This window comes from Arthrobacter sp. 9AX (assembly GCF_902506095.1).
In the GTDB taxonomy this organism is placed as follows: Bacteria; Actinomycetota; Actinomycetes; order Actinomycetales; family Micrococcaceae; genus Arthrobacter.
In genome coordinates, this window is record NZ_LR733293.1 from 379153 (window position 1) to 397173 (window position 18021).

Below are 18021 nucleotides of genomic sequence, written 5' to 3' on the forward strand. Positions count from 1 at the left end.
GCGTTATCCCTCGTGGTTGTAGTAAGGCCACGGCAGGAAGCGGCGCTCACCGCGCCGGTCGGGTCCTTCTATTGTGACTTTGCCGCTGGCGGCCCACTCCACGCCGCGGGGGAACATCCGGATGAACTCGATCCGGCGGAAGGTGTCGATGTCGTGCCCGATGGTAATGGTGAAGCTGCGGCCTTCGCCGTAGTTGTTGATCCACGCAAGGGGCTGCAGGGTGTTGATGCCGGGAAGACCCTCGATGCCCTCTTCCCACCTCCTCGACTTCGGCGGCGCGGGTTCCGCCCACGCCCCCTCCTTCCCGGCAGCGGCTGCGCACACCAACGTAGGGAGCCAGGGTGCGCACGGGACCTGCGCGTCGCCGTCGCCCGCCTTCAGCGAGAAAATTCGCTCCATCGCCGATGACGAGTGGGACGGGCTGATTGAGGACGCCAAACAGCTGCTGCACGTCCACAGCGCCGCGTTCGCCGATTCGAAGGTTGGGGAGGCCATCCGATCCCTCCTGGACGAAGAGTTCGGCGCGGAACTGCCGGCAGGTCCGTGGTCCAACGGTCATGTGCCAGGCTGCATGAACTCTTCCCGGTTACATCCCACCCGGTGAGCATTGGCATCTGACTGCCCGCGCGCCGGACACTGCCCGGACGTAGAATCGAGCTCCAAGCGAGCCGTGCAGCGACTCGGTAATCGAGGAGGACTGTTATGAGCAACATAACCACCAGCCCTGAGGCGGCCGCCGCAGCGCAGACCCTGTTCCGGGTCGCGCTGGGAGGCGTGCTCGTCGCGCACGGAACCCAAAAGCTGTTCGGCTGGTTCGGCGGGGGAGGCGTAGAAGGCACCAGTAAGGGGATGCACGCCATGGGGTTCCGCCCCGCAAAACCCAGCGCCGTCCTTGCGGGCGTGGGTGAAGCAGGAGCCGGGTTGGCCCTGGCCCTCGGGCTGGCCACCCCTGCCGCCGGCGCCGCTGCTGCAACCACCATGGGCGTGGCGGCCAGCGTTCACGCCCCGAACGGCTTCTTCGCCACCGAAGGCGGCCTCGAGTATCCCGCGGTGCTGGGCATGGCAGCAGCGGCCTTCACTATTGGCGGTTCCGGGCCCTTCTCGGTGGATGAGCTCACCGGTCATGTCCTGGACCGGCCCTGGATGCGGATCACGGCACTGGCAGTGATTCCCACAGCCATCGCGATCCAGGTGTACCGCCGGCGCCAGGCCCTGGCCGCCGACGCTGCTGCGCCGGCCACAGGCACCGCCCCAGACGAAGGGTGAACCGGGTGGCTATCCGTGCCGCGGATACCACCCAGAGCCGACCCGCCGTTCCGCTCCCGGCCCACCCCTGCGAAGTATCCGCCCCCCTGATACCTGGAGGAGTGATGCTCTCTCACTTGATGCGCTTAAATCGCCAACGCTCTCTCACTTTCTTCAGGAAAGTGAGAGAGCGTTGGCCTGGACGATGCATTAAGTGAGAGAGCGTTGCTGGTTGACGGTTACTCCTTGCCAAGCTTCGCTGCCGAGGTCTTCTCTCCGGAGACGCTGTTGAGCTGCCGCAGGTCGAAGATGCCGTTGATGTCAGCCTGCTTGGTGGTGCCGGCTGTCACGCCGTCGGCCAGAAGCTTCTGGTAGGTCCCGGCGAGGGGGTCCACCGTGAACACGATGTTCTTCAGGGACCGGTCGATCACGTCGGCCTTCAGCTCGGCGCCGGCGGCTTCCTTGAGTGCTGCGTTGATGACGGAGGCCTTCTCGCCGGCGGCCGCCTGGTTCAGCCACTCAACCGACTTCACGTGGCCCTTCAGCAGTGCCTTGACGGTGTCCGGATGGTCTGCGGCGAACTTCTGGTTGACGATCAGGATGGTGGTGGGGAACTCGCCCGGCTTGCCGGACAGCGAGCCGTCCCACAGGTCCTTTTCATCCACCAGCACTTTGGCGCCGGCGGTCAGCACCAGGCGGGAGGCCCAGGGCTCAGGCAGCCACGCGCCGTCGAGCTTTCCGTCCTGGAACAGTTTCAGGGTCTGGGCGTTCTCCGTGGGGTTGATGGCCACGTCGCCGCTTCCGTCCACGTTGGTCTTGTAGCCCTGGGCGGTAAGCCAGGCGCGCAATGCCACGTCCTGCGTGCCGCCGAGCTGCGGGGAAGCGAGAGTCTTCCCCTTGAGGTCGGCCGCGGAGTTGATCTCCGGCTTGACCACCAGCTGTGCGCCGCCGGCAGCAGCGCCGGCGATGATGTTGATGGACTCACCGCCGCTCTTGACGAAGGAGTTGATGGCGGGGTTGGGTCCGATGTAGGTGGCGTCGATGGCGCCGGCGTTCAGGGCTTCGACGGCGGCAGGGCCGGCGTTGAACACCTGGGTGGTCAGCTTGGTGTCGCCAAGCTCGTCGGCGATGTAGCCCTTGCTGACGCCCACGAGGGCGGGGGCATGGGTGACATTGCCGAAATAGCCGAGCTTCAGTTCGGCGGCCGGGTTGCCGGAGGGGGCGGTTTCCCCCGCGGCAGCGGGGGCGCTGTTGCCGCCGTTCACGGTGGCGGCGACGGCCGCGCCGCCTCCCACCAGGGCGAGGAGGACGGCGGCGATGCCGATCTTCTGGCCCAGGGGACGCTTGGGTTTGTTGGACTGCCCGGCGACGATGCGGGTGGAGCCATCCTGGTTCCCGGAGCTCTTGTTCGAGGGGTCTGACATGGGGGATTCCTTTGCTGGGGCGGGTGCTGAGATGAGATTACGGAGCCCCCGGCAGCCCCACAATCAATCCCGTAGCGGGCGTTCACGGGGCGTCGCGAACGCTCAACAGGAGGTAGCGCAGCGTCAAGAAACGTCGCAGGACGTCTTATTCCGGCGGTCGGGGGTGATGAAAAGCAAACGGATTCCATACCGTCCGGATGGTAAAGTTTGGTGCTGCCCACGGACCTGGGCTGGTGGCTGGATCGGCGATGGAGACCGGGAATGAAGCAGTGGTTGTGCCTGGGCGGAGCGATCATCACGGAGGTCAGTGCTACCTTGGCCCTGAAGGCGGCTCTCGAAGCGCCGGTCTGGTACGTGCTGGTGGTCTTCGGATACGTCACCGCGTTCTTCCTGCTGAGCGTATGCCTCCGGCTGGGGATGACCATCAGCGTCGCCTACGGCGCATGGGGCGCAGGCGGGGTCACCGCCACCGCCCTGCTTTCTGCCAGCATCTTCGATGAGCCGCTCACGTGGCTGATGGGTTGCGGCATGGCACTGATCCTGGCGGGCGTCATCACCGTTGAAGTGGGTTCGCAGAAGGCCCACGCCAGGCAGGAACGCGAACAGGCATGACCTGGCTGTTCCTCATCCTCGCCATTCTGACGGAAGTCGCTGCCACCATGTCCCTGCGTGCCTCGGAGGGGCTGAAGAAGAAGCTCTGGCTCATTCCCATCGTGGCGGGCTATGTCAGCGCCTTCAGTTTCCTCGGCCTGGCGCTTGCCGAAGGGCTTCCCCTGGGTGTGGGGTACGGCATCTGGGTGGCATGCGGCGTTGCGCTGACCGCAATCGCCAGCAGGATCCTGTTCAAGGAACCGCTGACGCCGACCATGGCAGCCGGGATCCTGCTCATTTCCGTGGGAGTGCTCATTGTCGAGATCGGCGCCGGCCACGCGCTGTAGCGGCAATGTCCGGTAAGTTCACGGTCAGGCGGCGCGGGATGCACCGGCACCGCTTTCACCATAGGCTGGCCGGGTGGATACAGGCACCGTGAACACCCGCGGACAGGGCGGGCAGGTTGACAGGCAGTCGCGCATTCTTGAAGCAGCGCTGGAACTGCTGTCGCGCCACGGGATTTCGGGTGTCAGCATGCGCGCGGTGGCCCGCGAGGCGGGAGTCGCCCTCGGCCTGGTGAACTACTACTACGAGGACAAATCGAGCCTGATCCGTGCGGCCCTGCGCAGAGTGGACGAGCACGACCTTGCGTTGGTTGCGCAGGATCCCGCCCTGCCCCCGGAGGAGCAGTTGCGCAATGCCCTTCGCCGGGTTGCGGGTCCGGAGCTCCTGACCACGCGGTACCTGTCCCTGCGCCTTCATCTATGGGCGCTTGCGAGGGCGGACGAGGACTTCGCCCTCATCAATGCGGCAGCGTTCGCCCGCTACCTTGATGGGCTCGCAGCCCTGATCGGGAATGCCAGGCCGGAGCTGTCGGCCATGGACTGCAAGGAGCGGGCGGCAGACATCGTTGTTGTGCAGAACGGGGTGTGGCTGACCGCGCTCCTGGGCGTGGACAAGGAATCCATCCGGCGCAGCATCGCCCGGACCGAAGAGATCGCCTTCGCCGCTTAAAGCGGCGGCTGCCTCCTCCCTCTCCGCCGTTCTTTCAGTGGGCCCGCAGGGGCCGTGCGGTCCCCGTCGCGCCCAAGCCCGTCGCACTGTCACAATCGGGCGGGAGCCAGACATTTTGGTGCCTCCGACCCCCGTTTCCGCAGCCCGGGGGCCCGTTGATGTTTCGCCGGCGTAAATTTTGAACGTTTGACCAGTTTTTCTATTGAACACTCGTTCAAGGTGCATTACTCTCCTTGAATATGACCTACGCCACACCAGGGAATACCCCGGATTCTCCGGCTAACACGGTCAACCTTTCGCTTGAGAAAGAACGACGACCCGCCCTGGGCCGCTGTGAGCGGCACCAGGTAGAAGGAGAGTTTGCAGCATGACAAAAACCCACTATGACTACGTCATCGTCGGTGGTGGAAGCGCCGGTTCGGTGCTGGCCAACCGCCTGAGCGAAGGAGGCCAGAGCAGCGTCCTGGTTCTCGAGGCAGGGCGAAGCGACTACCCATGGGACCTGTTCATCCAGATGCCCGCCGCGCTGACCTTCCCCAGCGGCAACCCGCTCTATGACTGGCGCTACCAGTCGGATCCCGAGCCGTACATGGGCGGCCGCCGCGTGGCCCACGCCCGCGGCAAGGTCCTGGGCGGCTCCAGCTCCATCAACGGCATGATCTTCCAGCGCGGAAACCCGCTGGACTACGAGCGCTGGGGCGCCGATGCCGGAATGGAAACCTGGGACTTCGCCCACTGCCTTCCCTACTTCAACAGGATGGAAAACGCGCTGGCAGCGGATCCCGATGACGAGCTCCGCGGGCACGGGGGCCCTCTGGTCCTTGAGCGGGGTCCCGCCACGAATCCGCTCTTCCAGGCGTTCTTCAAGGCGGCCCAGGAGGCCGGCTACCCGATGACCGACGACGTCAACGGCTACCGCCAGGAAGGCTTCGCTCCCTTTGACCGCAATGTCCACAAGGGCCAGCGGCTCTCGGCCTCCAGGGCGCACCTCCGGCCCAACTCCTCGCGGAAAAACCTCACCGTCCTGACCCGGGCCCTTGCAACGAAGGTCAATTTCAAGGGCAACGTGGCAACGGGCGTGACCTACCGCCGCAACGGCAAGACGCACCAGGTCAACGCCGGTGAAGTGATCCTGGCCGGCGGCGCCATCAACACCCCGCAGCTGCTGCAGCTCAGCGGCGTGGGCGACGCGGCCCACCTGAACCCGCTGGGCATCAACACGGTGGCCAACCTGCCCGGCGTCGGCGAAAACCTCCAGGACCACCTCGAGGTCTACATCCAGCACGCCTGCACCCAGCCGGTCTCCATGCAGCCGGCCCTCGACGTCTGGCGCATGCCGTGGATCGGCATGCAGTGGCTCTTCGGCCGCAAGGGCCCGGCGGCCACCAACCACTTCGAAGGAGGCGGCTTTGTCCGCTCCAACGAGGATGTTGCCTACCCCAACCTGATGTTCCACTTCCTGCCGGTTGCCGTCCGCTACGACGGCCAGAAGGCCGATGCGAAGCACGGCTACCAGGTGCACATCGGCCCCATGTACTCCGACGCCCGCGGCACCCTGAAGATCAAGTCCACGGACCCCACTGTCCACCCGTCCATGGTGTTCAACTACCTGTCCACGGACCAGGACCGGCGCGAATGGGTGGAGGCCATCCATGTTGCCCGCGACATCCTGGGCCAGTCCGCCATGTCGCCGTTCAACGGCGGCGAGCTTTCCCCGGGCCGCGCCGTACAGACGGACGCCGAGATCCTTGACTGGGTTGCCCGCGACGCCGAGACGGCGCTTCACCCATCCTGCACAGCGAAGATGGGCCCGGACTCCGACCCCATGGCCGTGGTCAACCCGCTGGACATGACAGTCCACGGCACCACCGGCCTGCGCGTGGTAGACGCCTCCGCCATGCCATATGTCACCAACGGGAACATCTACGCGCCCGTCATGATGCTTGCCGAAAAGGCCGCCGACCTCATCGCCGGCAAGGCACCCCTGGCGCCGCAGCATTCGGAGTTCTACCGGCACGGCGCCAGCCCGCTCGAGCGTAACAGTGCCCGGGGAACCGTAGCCGCGGCAGCAAAGGCCTAGGCATGCTGGGTATAAAGGACTCCCTGGACCAGGCACCACAACACACAGGCACCACAACACATAGGAGACACCATGACCGCCACCGCTGAGCGGCGTCACCAGGCCGGGACGGCCGGGGACGTGATCAAGGGCCTCTACATCGGCGGCGCCTGGCAGGAAGCGTCCGACGGCGGCACAACAGTTGTGCGCTGCCCTGCGGACGGGCAGGAGGTGGCGGTGGTGGCATCCGCGACGGCGGATGACGCAGAACGGGCGATCGCGGCTGCGCGCTCGGCTTTTGACAGCGGCCCCTGGCGGCGGCTGACCGACCTCGAGCGCGGCGCGGTCCTCCTGCGCATAGCGGACCTGCTGGAACGGGATAAAGCTGCCTACGCCCGGGCCGAGGCGCTGGACACCGGCAAGCGGCTCGTCGAGGCCGAGTATGACATCGACGACATTGCCGCCTGCTTCCGTTACTACGGAAAGATCGCGGGCCTGGACGCCGGGAGGGTGATCGATACGGGCCGGCCGAACGCCATCAGCCGCGTGGTGTACGAACCGCTCGGCGTGTGCGCCCTCATCGCCCCCTGGAACTACCCGCTCCTGCAGGCGGCATGGAAGGTGGCTCCGGCCCTCGTGGCGGGGAACGCGTTTGTGCTCAAGCCCAGCGAGCTGACGCCGTCGACCTCTATCCTGCTCATGGAGACCCTCGCGGAGGCCGGCGTTCCTGCCGGCGTCGCGAACCTCGTTGCCGGCTCCGGATCCAGGGTGGGCGGCCCGCTCAGCTCGGACCCGCGCGTCGACCTGGTTTCCCTGACCGGGAGCCTGGCCACCGGCCAGACCATCATGGCCGCCGCCGCAGAAACCGTGAAGCGCGTCGCCTTCGAACTTGGCGGGAAGAACCCCAACGTCGTCTTCGCAGACGCGGACTGGGACGCCGCCGTCGACAATGCCCTGACAGCGGTCTTCCTGCACTCCGGCCAGGTGTGCTCGGCAGGAGCGCGGCTCGTTGTCGAGGAGACGATCGCCGGGCGCTTTGTGGCCGAAGTGGTGGAACGGGCCAAGAAGATCCGGATGGGCGGACCGTTCGATCCGCAAGCGGAGACGGGGCCGCTCATCTCCGCAAAGCACCGTGACCAGGTCCACGCCTACGTCCAGGCCGGCATTTCGGAAGGTGCGGAACTGCTCTGCGGCGGGTACATCCCGGACGTTGGCCCGCTCGCCGACGGCTTCTTCTACCCGCCCACCGTCCTCGGCAACTGCCGTTCGGGCATGAGCGTGCTGCGGGAGGAGTCGTTCGGACCCGTACTCACGGTGGAAACGTTCCGCACGGAGGACGAGGCTGTGGCGATCGCGAACGACACGGAGTACGGCCTGGCCGGTGCTGTCTGGACCTCGGACGCCTCGAAGGCGCAGCGGGTCGCTTCCGGGCTCCGGCACGGAACGGTGTGGATCAACGACTACCACCCGTATGTCCCGCAGGCGGAGTGGGGCGGTTTCGGAAAGTCGGGGATCGGCCGCGAGCTCGGCAGCGCAGGCCTCAACGAGTACCGCGAGGCAAAACATATCTGGCAGAACATCCAGCCCGCACCCAGTGGCTGGTTCGGCTCGCCTCCGCAGGAACCGGGGGCTGCCGCTGCCGAGTAGGCATCAAACAGCAACGGGGGAACGGCGGGGCAGTGCGCACGCGGTGCCCCGCCGGTTGCATCACCTGCGTCCAACGGCGGCCGCAGGTCAACACCACTGTGCTTTTCTGACTTAGGAGTTCAGATGTTGGAACCCAGCAAGAGTACTGATTCAAGCGGCATGGACGAATTCGGCTATGCCCAGACTTTGGACCGCAGTATCGGCAAGTTCGCCAGCTTCGCGGCCGGAGTCAGCTACATTTCCATCCTCACCGGCGTTTTTCAACTGTTCTACTTTGGTTTCTCCATGGCCGGCCCCGCGTACGCGTGGTCCTGGCCCATCGTGTTCGTCGGCCAGCTGATGGTGGCGCTCTGCTTCGCCGAGCTGGCCGGCCGCTATCCCGTGGCCGGGTCCGTCTACAACTGGGCCAAACGGCTCACCTCCGGCACGTTTTCGTGGCTGGCAGGCTGGCTGCTGCTGATCTCCTCCATGGTGGCGCTTGGCGCCGTCGCCCTGGCGCTGCAAATCACGCTGCCTCAGCTCTGGTCGGGGTTCCAGATCATCGGGGACGGCACTGGCACGTATGACTTCGCCCTCAACGGCGTCCTGCTGGCGAGCATCATGATCGGCATCTCCACGCTGATCAACGCCTTCGGGGTGAAGCTGATGACCAGGATCAACAGCATCGGCGTCTTTGTGGAACTGATCGCCGCCGTGCTGCTGATCCTCGCCCTCGGCTTCCACGTGGTGCGCGGCCCCGAGGTCTTCTTCGACACCGCCGGCTTCGGCGAAGGGCACGACCTTGGCTTCTTCGGCGTCTTCCTGATCGGCGCCATGGCCTCCGGCTACGTGATGTACGGCTTCGACACCGCCAGTTCCCTCGGCGAGGAAACCAAGGACCCCAAGCGGACCGCGCCGAAGGCGATCCTCCGCGCGGTCACCGCGTCCTTCCTGCTGGGCGGCCTGATCCTGCTCTTCGGCATCCTGGCCGCGCCTGACCTGTCCGACCCCAAGGTGGGATCTGCCGACGGTGGCCTGCAGTACATCGTGCTCAGTGTCCTTGGCGGGCCTTTCGGTAAGGCATTCCTGGCGTGCATCGTGGTGGCCGTGGTGGTCTGCACCCTGGCCGTCCACGCCGCTGCCATCCGGATGATGTTCGCGATGGCACGGGACAACAATCTGCCGTTCAGCCGCCAGCTGAGCAAGGTGGACCCGGTGCGGAAAACGCCCACGGTGGCGGCCATCGTCATCGGTGTCCTTGCCGTCATACCGCTCCTGGTGAACGTCATGCAGCCGGCGATCTTTACCATCATGTCCAGCATCAGCATCGTCCTGATCTACCTGTCCTACCTGCTGGTCACCGTGCCCCTGCTCAAGAAGCGGCTCCTCGGGAAGTGGCCGGGAGAGGATTCCGACGTCGGGTTCAGCATGGGCAAGTGGGGCCTGCCCGTGAACATCCTCGCGGTCCTGTGGGGCGGTGCCATGACGCTGAACCTCATCTGGCCGCGGCAGGAAATCTACAACTCGGTACCGCCGTTTGAGTGGTACCTCCAGTGGGGCGGCGTGCTGTTCGTCGGTGCCGTCACCGTGGGCGGGGCCCTGCTGTACCGCACGAAGCTCAGGCACCAGACCCGCGTCCTCGCCGAGCACGCCGCGGCCGCCCCGGGTAACTCCACACCGGCGCCCTTAGAAGCGCCCGTTGGGGTTCATCCCGGGCCGGTTTCTGCGCCGGCCGGTGCCGCGGACGCGCCGTCCGTGCTGGACGCGGCCAGGTAGCACCTGCGGCCTTGACGGGCATCCCTCCGCCAACCCCGGGCGGCGGAGGGATGCCCGTCGTCGTGTACCACGGGATGTCCTGGGCCGGGGGCCGGCTCTCGAACGTCAGCCTGCGGCGGCCGATGGTTCGCGAATGAGCGACGGCGTGAACCGGGCTCCCGTATCCGGGAAGGCAGGCACGTCGATCCGGGCGTGCGTGTGCACCTCACGGACTGTCCGCCGGGTATGCCCGGCGATCTCCTCCATGGTGGCCACCCACATGCCGTCCATCCCCTTCACCCGCTCGATCAGCCGTTCCAGCGCCACCGCCTTGGAGGGCCGGCCGGAGATGAAGGGGTGGTTGGTCAGGACGAAGCAGCTGCCCTGCGCGAGGTGCGCCTCGGCCTCGAGCGTCCACATTTCGAGGACCTTCGCGGGGCTTTCGATGACTCCGCTGCCGGTCACGCCCGGGTAGAAGGCGTACTGCTCCCAGTCGTCGAGGGCCCAGTCCACGGGAATCTCCACGATGTCCCGGGAGTCACCCGGGGCGACGCTGAAGCGGTAGGGGGCATCGCCGTCGAGCAGGCTGGAGTCGTAGAGGAAGCCGCGGTCCGCGAGGAGCCCCGCGGAGTGCCAGTTCAGCTCCCACCAGGGTGCCCGGTAGCCTGCCGGCTGAACCCCGGCGGCCTTGGCCAGCGCCTCGAGTCCACGGTCCATGTAGCGGGCCTCGGTGTCGGCGTCAATGCCCTGCATGGGCTCGTGCAGGTAGCCGTGGTGGGCCACCTCGTGTCCGGCGTCCACGATCCGGCGGACGGTGTCCGGGTAGCACTCGGCTGTGAAGCCGGGAACAAAGAACGTGGCGCGGATGTCCTGCCGCCGGAGGATCTGCAGCAGCCGGGGAACGGCCACCTTGGGCCCGTAGGACTGGTGCGTCATCAGCGACATTCGGCCGGTGCTCTTGGGATCGTGGGCGATGGTGCAGGATTCGGCGTCCACATCGAAGGTGAAGGACGCTGCGGCGCGCTTTCCTTCGGGCCAGGTGATGGGGTGGGCGGAATCGGGGAAGGCTTCAAGGTTCACGGTGTTCCTAGGATCTTTGGAAGTTCGGAAGCGGGTCAGGAGGCGGCCGGCGCACCGGGAGCGGACGCTCCGGTCAGCTCGGTGGGCCCCTGCGGGGCCGGGGCCGAAGCGGAGAGGAATCTGCGGTGCACTTTCGGGCCCAGGATGGCGTAGCTGGCGGCGCTGGCCAGGCCGCCGGCGAGCCAGGACAAGTCCCAGCCGCCCAGGGCCACGGCGATGGGGCCCTGCATGGCGGGGACGAGACCGTACATAAACAGCCAGGTGGCGAAGATGCCCACCAGGAGGGAGGTGACGCCCGCCCAGTTGACGCCCGGAAGCCGGCTGGTGCCGACGCCGTCGAACAGCCTGTCCGGATTCCCGGGCCAACGCTTGTCAATCCAGAAGTAGTGCACCAGCATCACGCCGCCCCAGGCGGCCACCCAGGCCACGAGGCCGATGAGCCAGGCGTCCAGGACGGCGGCGAAGTCTTCCTGGAAGATGAAGAAGACGACGGCGCCGAGCGAGAAGACCCCGACGAACAGGTTGAGCTTGCGGCGGCTGATGGTGATGTCCAGCGCCTGCGTGGCCACCGAGAAGGTGTAGATGTTCAGGATGTTGGTGGCGATGGGGCCGTGCAGCACCATCAGGAGGACCGGCAGCGCCATCACGCCGAAGTTCTGGACGATGAGCTTCCCGGGATCGATCTCGCCGCTGTTGGTGGCAAGGCTTGCGCCGAGGACGCCGAGCCAGACCACGGGGATGAACTGGCCCAGGACGGAGGCCAGGTAGACCTTCTTCCTGGGGACTTCGGTGCTGACAAAGCGGGAGTAGTCCGCCGCGTACGTGAACCAGGTGATGCCCCAGCCGATGCCGATGGCGGTCATCACGGCGCTCATTGCCGCGATCCGCTCCGATCCTTCAAGGATGTTGCCCGCAGGCCCGGCGTAGGACCAGTCGATCTTCATTCCGATCCAGGCCACAGCGGACATCACGGCGAGGATGATGATGGTGGGCGGAACGGTCCACTTCTCGAAGGCGGCGATCGCCCTGTAGCCGAACCAGGCGATGGCCACCTGCGCGGCCATGATGACCGTGGCCACGCCGATCTTCCAGCCGTAGTTGTGGGCGGTGGGATCCACCCAGCCGAGGGTGCCGAACAGCGCCATCACCAGGTCCAGAATGATCCAGGTGTTGACGGCGCACCAGCCGATCACCAGGAGCGCCTGGATGGCTGCCGGGAGGTAGTTGCCGCGGCGGCCGAAGGCAGCCCGGGCGAGCACCATGCCGGTGGCGCCGGTCTTCTGGCCCAGCAGGACAAAGCAGCCGAACAGCAGCATACCGATCAGGTTGCCCAGGACCAGGACTGTCACGGTGTCCGCGAAACCCAGCCCCAGATGGATTCCGAGGGCGCCCAGGACCCAGTTGATCGGTGCCAGGTTGGCGCCCGCCCAGATCCAGAACTGGCCCGAAACTTTGTGGGTGCGCCGGGACTCGGGGATGGGCTGGAGCCAGGCTTCGACGTCTTCCGCGTGGGCGGATTGCTCGACTCCTGGAGTGGGTTGTTGTTGCATCGGGGCCTCTTCTTTGAGGGGATGGGGATTCTTCAAGGTTATGTGTCGGGGGACACATCGACTAGCTACAATGTGTCCTAAGCTTTCCCCTTCTATATGACGGAGTGTCATGCCGGTTCGTTTGGAAGATGTCCTTCGGCATTCCACTGTCCGGGCCGCCGATCCGGTGGTCCGCGCAGCCGCGGGAGTGGTACCGCAGACCCAGCTCCGGTGGATCCACTCCAGCGAGGTCCTGGATATTGCGTCGCTGCTCGGGGGCGGTGAGCTACTGCTGACGGGGGGACAGGCCCTTGTGTCCGCTTCCGATGAGCGCCGCACCGTGTACATCCGGGATCTTGCGGAGCGTGGGGTGGCGGCGCTCGCCGTGGAGACGGGAAGTGTGCTGCCGTCCATTCCGTCCTCGATGATCCTGGCCGCTGAGGAGGCCGGACTTCCCCTGATCGAGCTGCGCAAGGTGGTCCCGTTCGTGGGGGTTATGGAGGCCATCAACTCACAGCTGGTCAGCGAGTCCGCGGCGCACTTGCAGCAGGCGGACCAGGCCAGCCATGCCATGGCGGTGGAACTGGCCCACGGCGGAAGCCTTGACCGCATCCTGGCGGTCCTGGCTGCGGCAACGCGTTCGGAGGTGGTGCTGACCTCCACGGCCGGTGCGGCGCTGGCCAGCGCCGAGCCCAACGGGCACCTGAATGAACCGGGCCCGGCGTCCTCCGGTGAAGACGGAAACACCATCCACGTGGAGGTGCCGGTGCGGGGCATTCCGTCTGCCCGGTTGACGGTGTACGTCCGCGGTGACGCTGACGTGAACCTTGCCAGGATTGCCGCGAACCGTTCTGTGGACATCCTGGCTCTTGCCCTGCTGCAGCGCATGCCTCCGGGGTTGAAGGAGATGGCAGGCGCGGCGCTGATCCGGGCGATGGATTCGGGAAAACAGAACTGGCGACTCCAGGAACTGGCTCCTGCGGCGGGCATTGCGGTGACCGCACAGGTAGTGGCCGTGGTGGTCCGTTCCCCTGCCTCCAAGCAGCTCCGCAAGGATGTGGAGCGCCTGCTCGATCCGGGCGGCCAGCACGGCGCCAGCTATGCGGACAACGCGGAACTCCTGGCGCTGGGTGTCCTCCGCTCGGGGAATGTCCAGGATGAACGGCAAAAGATTGTGGACGGCCTGCAGTCGCTGGAGGTGCCCGAGGGGACGGTGAGTGCAGTGGGGCCTGTGGCGCCAGGGATAGCGTCCGCTCCGTGGTCCCTGTCCGAGGCGAGGCTCACGCTGGAACTGGCTTCCGACGTCGGCCCTTCCAGGTCAGCGGCCACCGCACCGGGGCGGGTGCTTGACGCCCAGGCGTTCGCCGTGGAACGGCTGGCGGTCCAGGTGATGGACGAAGCCCGGCGGCGGGACTTCGTCAACCAGCAGCTGGCCGCCGTCCTGGAGCACGACGCGCAGCGTCACTCCCAGCTGGCAGTGACGCTGCGCGTCTGGCTGGATTCGGGATGCAACACCGCGCAGACCGCCAGGGAGCTGCATGTGGAGCGGCAGTCCATGCATCAGCGGCTGCAGCGGATTTTCTCCCTGTGCGGCGGTGATCCCCGCGGCACCGGCCGGCTCCCGGCACTGCACCTCGCAGCCCGGATGGCCGCGCTCCAGGCTACCCGGCCCGGACGCTCTCTCACTTGATGCGGGTTTTCGGGCAACCCTCTCCCACCTGACGCGGGTTTTGGACCGATGCCCTTCACTTCCCGCCTAATCCGTGGGTTTCAGGGACGCCTTGATCAGCGCTGCAACGCGTTCGGCCTCGGTGTAGGCCCCGTGGGTCCCTGCGGTCTCGGAGGTGTAGTCGCCCGCGAAGTGCAGTGTCCCCACCGAACGTTGAAGCTCCGGAAGAGCTGCCGCCCGCCCGGGACTGAGCAGGGCGAAGCAGTGCTGCCAGGTCTGGGCGTGCACCCCGAGGACGCGGCCGCGAAGCTGGGGTGCCACCCTGTAGACGTCCTCCATCCACTGTGCGACCCGCGGCTCGTCGTCGGCAAACCCCGGCAGGTAGCCCGAGGAGTTTCCGTAGCAGGTCAGCTGCAGGATGTTTGCCTGGGAGGTCTCCTCTGTACCGCCCGGGACAGGGTTGATGATGGCGTCGAAGGGCATGCCGACGGTGACGATGAACGCCCAGTCCTTGAACTCCGGGAGCCCTTCAATATCGGCCACGATGTTGAGCGTGGTGCTGCCGGGGCTGGCCACCTTAGTGAGCGCGGACTTCTTCCATTCCGGCAGGTCCCCGATGATATCCGGGACCACCGGCCCGGGAACTGCCAGGACTACGTGCTTTGCCGTCAGGTTGCCTGTGCCGCTTTCGCCCTGAACGGCCACCTCGTAGACGCCCTCTTGCTCCAGCCAGGCAACATCGGTCACCCGGGTGTTGCAGCGGACGGTGTGCTCAGGCAGGCGTTCCAGGATGGCGCGTGGAATGGCCTGCATTCCTTCGAGCGCGAACAGGCGGTTGTTCTTTTCCCGTGCCAGGTAGCTGGCGAAATACCGCAGCGCGTATTTCGCCGAGAGGTTGGCCGGATCGCCCACGGCGCCGCCGCGGATTGCGGTGGCGATAATGTCCCGGACCGCCGGCTGCAGGTCACGGATTCTTTCCGCCACGGTCTCGCTTGTCAGCTTGTCGAGCCCGCCGGCTGTTGTCCGGTCATTGACGTAGTCCTGGTACTCCGTAAGGGAGGTTTCAATGAACTTGACCAGCTCCGTCTTTTCGGACTCCGTGAGACTAAGGCCGGCCACCAGGTCCTCGTTGGTATGCGCCACTACGGTTTTGCCGTTGACGTGGATACCGTACGTTTCGGGCAGGAAGGGCACAGTTTGGATGCCCAGTTGGTTTACAAGCTCTTCTGATTTCGTTCCCTTGTAGACGAACATCGCGCCGGAGTTCGCCGACGTTCCGGCCAACTGGACGGTGCGTGACCGGCCGCCGATGTCCGGACCGACCTCCAGGACAAGGACATCCAGGCCCGTGTCCCGCAGATAGTACGCAGTACCAAGTCCTGCGGCGCCGGCTCCAACAATAATCACGTCATGCACTGGTGGCTCCTTCTGGAAAAATCTGCTTAGTCGGCGTCGTACGTGCTGGCAATGTAGACGTCGCAGGGCGCACTGTGCGCCACGCTGTTGGCCGCGCTGCCCAGGACGCGTCCGATGCCCCGCATCCTGCGGTTGCCCACCACGATGACGCGGGCCTCCTTGCGGATCGCTTCTCTGATGCGGGCATCCGCCCGCCTGCCGCCGGCTACGGAGTAGGTGATGTTGATGTCCCCGCCCAAGGTGTCAGCCACGGTCCTCGCGACGTGTTCTGCCTTGTCGGCGTCCGACGACCAGCCATTTGTCACGGCCGCTGCTGAAGACGTCCGAACGCTCAGCGTCGAAGGCTGAAACAACGTGGAAGGACGCTGCGGTCAGAGCTCGCTGGGTGCGCCCGGCTCCCCGACGGAGGGGTCGATCGCATACTTCTCAAGGAGCTTCTTGATAGTGCCGTCTTCCCGGAGTTTCTTGATGTCCTCGTCCAGTGCCTTTCCGAGTGCGTCATTATCGAGGCTGGACGGCAACATGACCTGGCCCACCGCCGCGAACTGCGGGACGTTCGCGTTCGGCTTCACGTCGACCACCGTGGAACCCTCGATGGGGGCTGTTTTGAACCGGTAGTTGGCGGATGCGGAGGATGCCACCAGTGCGTCGATGCGGCCCGCCTTGAGATCGCCGTAGATGGATTCGTCGTCCTGGTAGATCTTGAACTTATCTCCCAGCCACTTCTGCATGCTGTCGTTCCAGAGGTTGCCGGCCACGGAGCCGATCACCTTGCCTTCAAGATTGTCGCTGGTCAGCCCCGTGGTGGAGACGATGGCCTGCGGGTCGCTCCAAAGCGGCGTGCTCATGTAGACGATCTTGGTCCGTTCCTTGGTGCGCAGCCAGTTTCCCGAGCCGATGTCAACGCGCTTTGACTGCACTGACGGGATAACCGCTCCTGCGCCGCCGGAGGTGCTCACCGTGACTTTGAGGCACTCAAGCCTGGCGATCTCGTTGATCAGGTCACCCTCCATCCCGGTGACGCCTTCGCCTTCCAGGATTGTGGCGGGTGCATAGTCGTAGCTGGCGACTGTCAGCTCGCCTTCGGTGATGGTGTTGAGGTCGCTGTGTGCCGGTGTGCAGTCAGAGGCGCTGCCGGCGGTGTCGTTGCCTCCGCAGGCGGTGAGGGAGACCGTGAGCAGGCCGGCCGCGGCGCAGGCGGACAGTGTGCGCACCAGGGTGCGGGGAGTTCGTGACATGGTTTTTCTTTCTTTACTGAGGTTGCGGGGCGGGATTGCCCTGGATGGGTGGAGCGAAGGTCAGTTGCGTTGCAGGTGGCGGCCGAGGCGGCGTTCCAGCACCCGGACCAGACCCAGGAAAATGAGAGTGAGTGACCCGTAGCACGGCGGTGAGCAAGTAGACGCTGAGGTATTCGAAGGTGATGGATGCAATTTCGAAGCCCTTGGACATCAGTTCCGGCACGGCGATCACGAAAGCGAGGGCGCTGCCCTGGAAGACGAGGACGGCGAGTCCGGCCAGGGGCGGGGTGGAGATCCGCAGTGCCTGCGGCAGGATGATGATCCGGAACCCTGTCCAGCCACGGAGGCCGGAGGTGAGTGCTGCTTCTTTCTGCCCGAGAGGTACTGCGGCCAGCCCGGCGCGGAAGTACTCCGAGGCGTAGGCGCCGGTGTTCCAGGTCAAAGCGATGATGGCTGTGGTCAGGGATGTCAGGGTGATGCCGGCATCGGGGAGGCTGAAGTACAGCAGGTACAGCAGCACCAGGGCCGGCAGGCCACGGCCGACCTCCACGAACAGGAACGAAATCCACTGCAGCGGTGCGAATTTGGCCGCCGCCATGACAGCGAACAGCAAGCCGAGCGGGAATCCGAAAAGGAGCGAGAGTCCGGTCAGTTGGAGGCTGACAAGAAGTCCTGGAGCGAGGCTCGGCAACCAGCCGAGCCATTGGGTCAGCATGTCCATCACGCCACTCCGATCTTCTTGCGCAGCCCGAGGTCGACCTGCCGTGAGACGAGGGCGACGACGAGGCTGATCACGATGTACAGCGCGCCGGCCACGATGAAGGAGAGAAGCCCCTCATGCGTCTGCTTCGCACTTTGCTGGGCGTAGTAGGTGATTTCACGGACCCCGATGGTTGAGGCCAGGGCGGAGTCCTTCAACAGCCCGATGCCGTACGTTGCGATGGCGGGCAGCGCCACACGGAATGCCTGCGGGGTGATGATGTGCCGGACGGTGGTGGCAGCACTGAGTCCGAGTGCGTGGGCCGCCTCGCGTGGCCCGTCGGGGATGCTGAGTAGGCCGGACCGGTAGATCTCGGCCATGAACGCGGAGGCAATGACCGAGAATCCGATGATTGCGGCCTGGATCGTCGACAGCCGCAGGGCGAACTGGGGCAAGCCAAAGTAGATCAGGAACAGCCACGTAATCGGCGGGATGACGCGGACCACGTTGATGTACAAGGTGGCGATACCCCGGACGAAGGCGAACGGTGAGCGTGCGGCCCCGACGAGTGACAGGCCGATGATGCCACCGATAACGAGCGAGGCGCCCGTGACGTAAAGCGTTAGTCCGACGCCGCGGGCGATCGCGGGCAGGAGTTCTGCAATCATCGCAGTC

General features: G+C 65.7%; 17 protein-coding genes. 8 read left to right on the plus strand and 9 right to left on the minus strand.

Annotated features, from left to right (window positions below):
- Positions 1-3 precede the first annotated feature (3 nt).
- A complete protein-coding gene (locus BACI348_RS20575; RefSeq protein ID WP_236557350.1) occupies positions 4-495 on the minus strand; it encodes a ThuA domain-containing protein in 492 nt (163 codons plus the stop codon).
- 207 nt (positions 496-702) lie between these two features.
- Between BACI348_RS20575 and BACI348_RS01765 the strand changes: the two genes are divergently transcribed.
- Positions 703-1266, plus strand: a complete 564-nt coding sequence (locus BACI348_RS01765; RefSeq protein ID WP_159823678.1) for a DoxX family protein — start codon at positions 703-705, stop codon at positions 1264-1266.
- A 218-nt stretch (positions 1267-1484) separates the two neighbouring features.
- Here the strand turns inward: BACI348_RS01765 and BACI348_RS01770 are convergent, their stop codons facing one another.
- Positions 1485-2669: an ABC transporter substrate-binding protein gene (locus tag BACI348_RS01770; RefSeq protein ID WP_159823679.1), complete on the minus strand. Its 1185-nt coding sequence runs from the start codon at positions 2667-2669 to the stop codon at positions 1485-1487.
- A gap of 261 nt (positions 2670-2930) precedes the next feature.
- Here BACI348_RS01770 and BACI348_RS01775 point away from each other — a divergent pair, with 261 nt between their 5' ends.
- From BACI348_RS01775 to BACI348_RS01800, 6 genes are all read left to right on the plus strand, one after another.
- Positions 2931-3281, plus strand: a complete 351-nt coding sequence (locus tag BACI348_RS01775; protein WP_159823680.1) for a DMT family transporter — start codon at positions 2931-2933, stop codon at positions 3279-3281.
- On the plus strand, positions 3278-3607 hold the full coding sequence (locus BACI348_RS01780; protein ID WP_159823681.1) for a DMT family transporter: 330 nt from the start codon (positions 3278-3280) through the stop codon (positions 3605-3607). The genes BACI348_RS01775 and BACI348_RS01780 overlap by 4 nt, the downstream gene beginning before the upstream one ends.
- Positions 3608-3680: 73 nt before the next feature.
- A complete protein-coding gene (locus tag BACI348_RS01785) occupies positions 3681-4274 on the plus strand; it encodes a TetR/AcrR family transcriptional regulator (protein ID WP_201298355.1) in 594 nt (197 codons plus the stop codon).
- A gap of 367 nt (positions 4275-4641) precedes the next feature.
- A complete protein-coding gene (gene betA, locus BACI348_RS01790) occupies positions 4642-6354 on the plus strand; it encodes a choline dehydrogenase (protein ID WP_159823682.1) in 1713 nt (570 codons plus the stop codon).
- A gap of 72 nt (positions 6355-6426) precedes the next feature.
- Positions 6427-7980, plus strand: a complete 1554-nt coding sequence (locus BACI348_RS01795; RefSeq protein ID WP_201298356.1) for an aldehyde dehydrogenase family protein — start codon at positions 6427-6429, stop codon at positions 7978-7980.
- A 123-nt stretch (positions 7981-8103) separates the two neighbouring features.
- Positions 8104-9735 carry an APC family permease gene (locus BACI348_RS01800; RefSeq protein WP_236557351.1) on the plus strand — a complete coding sequence of 544 codons (1632 nt, stop codon included), beginning with the start codon at positions 8104-8106 and terminating at the stop codon, positions 9733-9735.
- Positions 9736-9840: 105 nt separating this feature from the next.
- On the opposite strand, the gene BACI348_RS01805 is transcribed toward BACI348_RS01800, so the two are convergent.
- Together BACI348_RS01805 and BACI348_RS01810 are read right to left on the minus strand one after the other, a co-directional pair.
- Complete coding sequence (locus BACI348_RS01805) at positions 9841-10794, minus strand: polysaccharide deacetylase family protein (protein WP_159823683.1); 954 nt, start codon at positions 10792-10794, stop codon at positions 9841-9843.
- A gap of 35 nt (positions 10795-10829) precedes the next feature.
- Complete coding sequence (locus tag BACI348_RS01810; protein WP_159823684.1) at positions 10830-12344, minus strand: purine-cytosine permease family protein; 1515 nt, start codon at positions 12342-12344, stop codon at positions 10830-10832.
- A gap of 109 nt (positions 12345-12453) precedes the next feature.
- Here BACI348_RS01810 and BACI348_RS01815 point away from each other — a divergent pair, with 109 nt between their 5' ends.
- Positions 12454-14013 carry a PucR family transcriptional regulator gene (locus BACI348_RS01815; RefSeq protein WP_159823685.1) on the plus strand — a complete coding sequence of 520 codons (1560 nt, stop codon included), beginning with the start codon at positions 12454-12456 and terminating at the stop codon, positions 14011-14013.
- A gap of 66 nt (positions 14014-14079) precedes the next feature.
- Here the strand turns inward: BACI348_RS01815 and BACI348_RS01820 are convergent, their stop codons facing one another.
- The 5 genes from BACI348_RS01820 to BACI348_RS01840 form a co-directional block, all read right to left on the minus strand.
- On the minus strand, positions 14080-15408 hold the full coding sequence (locus tag BACI348_RS01820; RefSeq protein ID WP_159823686.1) for a flavin monoamine oxidase family protein: 1329 nt from the start codon (positions 15406-15408) through the stop codon (positions 14080-14082).
- A gap of 26 nt (positions 15409-15434) precedes the next feature.
- Positions 15435-15713 (minus strand): universal stress protein, encoded by a 279-nt coding sequence (locus tag BACI348_RS01825; protein ID WP_442858482.1) that lies wholly within the window; start codon positions 15711-15713, stop codon positions 15435-15437.
- A 66-nt stretch (positions 15714-15779) separates the two neighbouring features.
- Positions 15780-16646, minus strand: a complete 867-nt coding sequence (locus BACI348_RS01830) for a substrate-binding periplasmic protein (RefSeq protein WP_159823687.1) — start codon at positions 16644-16646, stop codon at positions 15780-15782.
- Between the two features lie 13 nt (positions 16647-16659).
- The gene (locus BACI348_RS01835) at positions 16660-17367 is read right to left on the minus strand and encodes an amino acid ABC transporter permease (RefSeq protein WP_159823688.1); all 708 of its coding nucleotides are present in this window, start codon (positions 17365-17367) and stop codon (positions 16660-16662) included.
- On the minus strand, positions 17367-18014 hold the full coding sequence (locus BACI348_RS01840) for an amino acid ABC transporter permease (RefSeq protein ID WP_159823689.1): 648 nt from the start codon (positions 18012-18014) through the stop codon (positions 17367-17369). Before BACI348_RS01840 ends, BACI348_RS01835 begins: the two co-directional genes overlap by 1 nt.
- Between the last annotated feature and the right edge of the window lie 7 nt (positions 18015-18021).

Bases quoted from the DNA above. Each gene is read 5' to 3' on its own strand.
- BACI348_RS20575 (WP_236557350.1), bottom strand. From the start codon at position 495: ATGGCCTCCCCAACCTTCGAATCGGCGAACGCGGCGCTGTGGACGTGC.
- BACI348_RS01765 (WP_159823678.1), top strand. From the start codon at position 703: ATGAGCAACATAACCACCAGCCCTGAGGCGGCCGCCGCAGCGCAGACC.
- BACI348_RS01770 (WP_159823679.1), bottom strand. From the start codon at position 2,669: ATGTCAGACCCCTCGAACAAGAGCTCCGGGAACCAGGATGGCTCCACC.
- BACI348_RS01775 (WP_159823680.1), top strand. From the start codon at position 2,931: ATGAAGCAGTGGTTGTGCCTGGGCGGAGCGATCATCACGGAGGTCAGT.
- BACI348_RS01780 (WP_159823681.1), top strand. From the start codon at position 3,278: ATGACCTGGCTGTTCCTCATCCTCGCCATTCTGACGGAAGTCGCTGCC.
- betA (WP_159823682.1), top strand. From the start codon at position 4,642: ATGACAAAAACCCACTATGACTACGTCATCGTCGGTGGTGGAAGCGCC.
- BACI348_RS01795 (WP_201298356.1), top strand. From the start codon at position 6,427: ATGACCGCCACCGCTGAGCGGCGTCACCAGGCCGGGACGGCCGGGGAC.
- BACI348_RS01800 (WP_236557351.1), top strand. From the start codon at position 8,104: ATGTTGGAACCCAGCAAGAGTACTGATTCAAGCGGCATGGACGAATTC.
- BACI348_RS01810 (WP_159823684.1), bottom strand. From the start codon at position 12,344: ATGCAACAACAACCCACTCCAGGAGTCGAGCAATCCGCCCACGCGGAA.
- BACI348_RS01815 (WP_159823685.1), top strand. From the start codon at position 12,454: ATGCCGGTTCGTTTGGAAGATGTCCTTCGGCATTCCACTGTCCGGGCC.
- BACI348_RS01830 (WP_159823687.1), bottom strand. From the start codon at position 16,646: ATGTCACGAACTCCCCGCACCCTGGTGCGCACACTGTCCGCCTGCGCC.
- BACI348_RS01835 (WP_159823688.1), bottom strand. From the start codon at position 17,367: ATGGACATGCTGACCCAATGGCTCGGCTGGTTGCCGAGCCTCGCTCCA.
- BACI348_RS01840 (WP_159823689.1), bottom strand. From the start codon at position 18,014: ATGATTGCAGAACTCCTGCCCGCGATCGCCCGCGGCGTCGGACTAACG.